Raw genomic sequence first — 3,653 nt, 5'->3', positions numbered from 1 at the left:
GTTATAGTCTCGTGGGCTCGGAGATGTGTATAAGAGACAGCCCCCCGGACGGCCCCGCGCCGCAGGGGGCACCATCCCGCCCGACTGAACCCAGACCTCTTAACCTAGGCCCCTTAACTTAGGTCCCGCGCCTTCAAAACGTTCCTCTCCTGAAGACTCCAACGGTGGATGCCTCCCAACTGGACGGCAATACTATCCCTTTGGCGAAGTTGGACTCCGCCTTTGCCACGTCGAGTTTTAAGAAAAGCATCGCTCCAGGAGCAACGGGTCGAGTCGAGCTTCTTGAGCGTCCCGCAACCTTGCCCGCGGCTTTGAACGTCTCCGTCCCTCAGCGAACGGCGCGTGACGTCAAAGACGACATCGGTGCGTCATTCCCAACGGAAGGAAAGTCTAATCAGCCGCCCTCGCCGTGGCAATAGGACAGAAAGCGAACGGTCCGGACTGCGGCAAAAATCACGCAGCGTTTCCGAAACCCGCCCCTGCCTTTGCCAAAGACCAGGACCGCCGGAGGCGACTCGCCATCCAACAGCCGCGATCCCCTACCCCACCGGAGTTCTGCCGGAGGACTCGGAAAGAACGGAGACTGTACTTATCAAAAACGCAAAAAGCCGCGCCCAGACCTGGTGCGCGGCTTTATAACGCCGAGTAAACTCAGAGAGCCTTGATGCGGGCCGACAGGCGCGACAGCTTGCGCGACACGGTGTTCTTGTGCAGAACGCCCTTGGAGGCTCCACGCATCATTTCCGGCTGCGCGGCCTTGAAAGCCTCAGCGGCTTCAGCCTTGTTGCCGGACGAGATCGCCGTCTCGACCTTCTTCACGAAGGTGCGGATACGGCTGACGCGGTTACGGTTGATCTCCGTACGACGCGCGGTTTGACGAATGCGCTTTTCAGCAGACTTATGATTGGCCATGAAAACCCTACTCCGGACGACACGCCTGTCCCAGTGCGAGGGGGCCTTATACGCTCCAGCCGAATGAGAGTCAAGGCACCGTCCAACACTGTTTTTCGGCAAAGGAAAGATTACGAGATCTTGACGGATTTCTGGTCCTCCCCCGCTAGATACGGGGGAGGAGTCGGGGGATGTCAGCGATGCTTCCAATCCGGCTGACGCTTCTCGGCAAAGGCGGCCATGCCTTCCTTCTGGTCTTCGACGGCGAAGGTGGCGTGGAAGATTCGGCGCTCGACCCGGATGCCTTCCGACATGGTGGTCTCATAGGCGGCGTTGACGGCGTCCTTGGCCATCATAACGACCGGGCGCGAGAGCTTGGCGATCTTCTCGGCAACCCGCACCGCCTCGTCCACCAGATCCACCGCCGGCACGATGCGGCTGACGAGGCCGGCGCGCTCGGCCTCGGCGGCGTCCATCAGGCGGCCGGTCAGGCACATCTCCATGGCCTTGGACTTGCCGACGAAGCGGGTCAGGCGCTGCGTGCCGCCGGCGCCGGGGATGGTGCCGATGGTGATCTCCGGCTGGCCGAACTTGGCGGTGTCGGCGGCCAGGATGAAGTCGGCCATCATCGCCAGCTCGCAGCCGCCGCCCAGCGCGTAGCCGGCGACCGCGGCGATGGTCGGCTTGCGGCACTTGGCCAGCCGCTCCCACTTGGCGGTGATGAAGTTGGCCTTGTAGACGTCCATGTAGGAGAAGTTCTGCATCTCCTTGATGTCGGCGCCGGCGGCGAAGGCCTTCTCCGAACCCGTGACCACGATGGCGCCGACGGAGTCGTCGGCCTCCAGCGCGTCCAGCGCCTGGCCCAGCTCGGTCACCAGCAGGTCGGACAGCGCGTTCAGCGCCTTGGGCCGGTTCAGCGTGACGAGCCCGACCGGTCCGCGGGTTTCGACGAGAATGGTTTCGTACGGCATGATGCAGCAGGCTCCCGTGGTTTGCCCCCTCGCTCCGGGCGGGGGTGCTTCTGGTTTGCTCTTGGTCTCGTTTGGAGGATCAGCGCGGTATCAGCGAGAAGCGGACCACCGTGGCCGCCGCCTTCCGGACGGTGGCCCTCGCGGTGGTGGCCCTCACGTCGGTGGTGGGGGCCGGCTCGACGAATTCCAGGCGCAGCTCCTCGCCCTCCCGCAGGAAACTGGCGCTTCCGCCCGCCCGTTGCGGGGCGCGGCTCCAGCCGAGCTGCGGCATGGTCTGGTTGTAGAAGGACAGGACCGCGTTCCGGTCCATGGCGCCCGCCATGACGGACTGCGCGATGCGTCCGGCGGGCTTGTCGAAGACCAGCGGCGCCTCCTCGGCGGGGGTGAGGCCTGGCATGACCGGCACGTCCCCCATGCCTTCGACGTAGCGGGCAGAGTCGGCGCGGGCAGAGTCGGCGGCCCAGGCGGACGAGGTTGCGGGCAATGGAACCCCGGCCAGACCCGCAAGGGCGGGGCCGGCGAGGAGGAGGAGGGCGGCGAGCGTCGCCCTCGCGGTGGCCGATGGAGCCGTCATACCTTCCACCTATATCAACGCTGGCGTTGCGGACAATAGAAAGTCGAACGGCCCGCCTGGACGATCCGGCGGATGCCCCCCGTCTTCGCCACGTCGCAGCTGCAGCCCGGACAGGGCGCGCCCTCGCGGTCGTAGACCGAGAACTGGTGCTGGAAATAGCCGAGTTCCCCCGACGCCTGCCGGTAGTCGCGCAAGGACGACCCTCCCGCGGCGATGGCCCGCTCCAGCACCGCGCGGATCGCCGTGGCCAGCCGCTCCGCCTTGGCGCCGGTCACCGTGGCGGCGATGCGCGTGGGGCTGAGGCGGGCGAGGAACAGCGCCTCCGACACGTAGATGTTGCCGAGCCCGGCGACCACGCTCTGGTCCAGCAGGGCGGCCTTGATGCTGGTCATCCGTCCGGCCAGCCGCGCGGCCAGCACCGGCCCGGAGAAGGCGTTGCCCAGCGGCTCCGGCCCCAACGCGCGCAGCAGCGGATGCTCGGCGAGCGTCTCCGCCGTGGCGAGGTCCATCAGGCCGAAGCGGCGGGCGTCGTTGAAGGTCACCACCGTCCCGGCGTCGGTCTCCAGCACGATATGGTCGTGGGCGCCCCAGGCGGCGGGCCGCTCCGGCGCGATGATCATGCGGCCCGACATGCCGAGATGGGCGATCAGCACCGTCCCGTCGTCGAGATGGACCAGGATGTACTTGGCACGGCGGCGCACCGACTCGACGCGGCGCCCGGTCAGCCGCTCGCAGAAGCCGTCTGGAAAGGGAACGCGCAGGTTGGCGCGGCGCTGGAGCACCTGGACGAGAGTCCGCCCCTCCAGATGTGGGGCGAGGCCACGGCAGACGGTTTCGACTTCGGGAAGTTCGGGCATGATGGCAAGGAGGATGGTGGGAAGCGCCGGTTGACGCAAGGGGCACCGATTGACGCTCGTCGGGGAGCGGGCACCCGTGGCGGCGAATGGATGGCGCCCTCAGCCCTCCGAGCCGTCCACCAGCCCCCGCAGGGCGCGCGCCATCGCCGCCGCCGGGCCGGACCAGTCGCCGACGCGCGTCTGGCGGAACAGGCGGGCAGTGGGATACCAGGGGCTGTCCTCCCTCCCCATCAACCAACGCCAATCCGGCGCGTGCGGAAGTACGATCCACACCGGCACCCCCAGCGCCCCGGCCAGATGAGCCGGGCCGGTGCAGGAGGCTGTCTCTTATACACATCTCCGAGCCCACGAGACTATAAC

At 66.8% G+C, this 3,653-nt stretch carries 5 protein-coding genes; all 5 read right to left on the bottom strand.

Annotated elements, in window-relative coordinates; genetic code table 11:
• Window positions 1–651 precede the first annotated feature (651 nt).
• The 5 genes from rpsT to Q4I23_RS31345 all read right to left on the bottom strand — a co-directional run bounded on the left by rpsT (window position 652) and on the right by Q4I23_RS31345 (window position 3,527).
• Complete coding sequence (rpsT, locus tag Q4I23_RS31365) at window positions 652–912, bottom strand: 30S ribosomal protein S20 (protein WP_014238814.1); 261 nt, start codon at window positions 910–912, stop codon at window positions 652–654.
• A 173-nt stretch (window positions 913–1,085) separates the two neighbouring features.
• Window positions 1,086–1,862 (bottom strand): enoyl-CoA hydratase, encoded by a 777-nt coding sequence (locus tag Q4I23_RS31360; protein ID WP_237904642.1) that lies wholly within the window; start codon window positions 1,860–1,862, stop codon window positions 1,086–1,088.
• Window positions 1,863–1,941: 79 nt separating this feature from the next.
• A complete protein-coding gene (locus Q4I23_RS31355) occupies window positions 1,942–2,436 on the bottom strand; it encodes a hypothetical protein (RefSeq protein ID WP_498528809.1) in 495 nt (164 codons plus the stop codon).
• Window positions 2,437–2,450: 14 nt separating this feature from the next.
• Window positions 2,451–3,293 carry a bifunctional DNA-formamidopyrimidine glycosylase/DNA-(apurinic or apyrimidinic site) lyase gene (gene mutM, locus Q4I23_RS31350; protein ID WP_498528808.1) on the bottom strand — a complete coding sequence of 281 codons (843 nt, stop codon included), beginning with the start codon at window positions 3,291–3,293 and terminating at the stop codon, window positions 2,451–2,453.
• Window positions 3,294–3,392: 99 nt separating this feature from the next.
• On the bottom strand, window positions 3,393–3,527 hold the full coding sequence (locus Q4I23_RS31345; protein WP_498528807.1) for a hypothetical protein: 135 nt from the start codon (window positions 3,525–3,527) through the stop codon (window positions 3,393–3,395).
• Between the last annotated feature and the right edge of the window lie 126 nt (window positions 3,528–3,653).

The organism is Azospirillum sp. UFLA03-27, assembly GCF_059803775.1.
The sequence above is the reverse complement of the archived record's forward strand: the minus strand, read 5'-3'. Positions and strand labels throughout refer to the sequence as shown.

Excerpts from the sequence above, each read along its gene's own strand:
- mutM (WP_498528808.1), bottom strand. The coding sequence starts at position 3,293 with ATGCCCGAACTTCCCGAAGTCGAAACCGTCTGCCGTGGCCTCGCCCCA.
- Q4I23_RS31355 (WP_498528809.1), bottom strand. The coding sequence starts at position 2,436 with ATGACGGCTCCATCGGCCACCGCGAGGGCGACGCTCGCCGCCCTCCTC.
- Q4I23_RS31360 (WP_237904642.1), bottom strand. The coding sequence starts at position 1,862 with ATGCCGTACGAAACCATTCTCGTCGAAACCCGCGGACCGGTCGGGCTC.
- rpsT (WP_014238814.1), bottom strand. The coding sequence starts at position 912 with ATGGCCAATCATAAGTCTGCTGAAAAGCGCATTCGTCAAACCGCGCGT.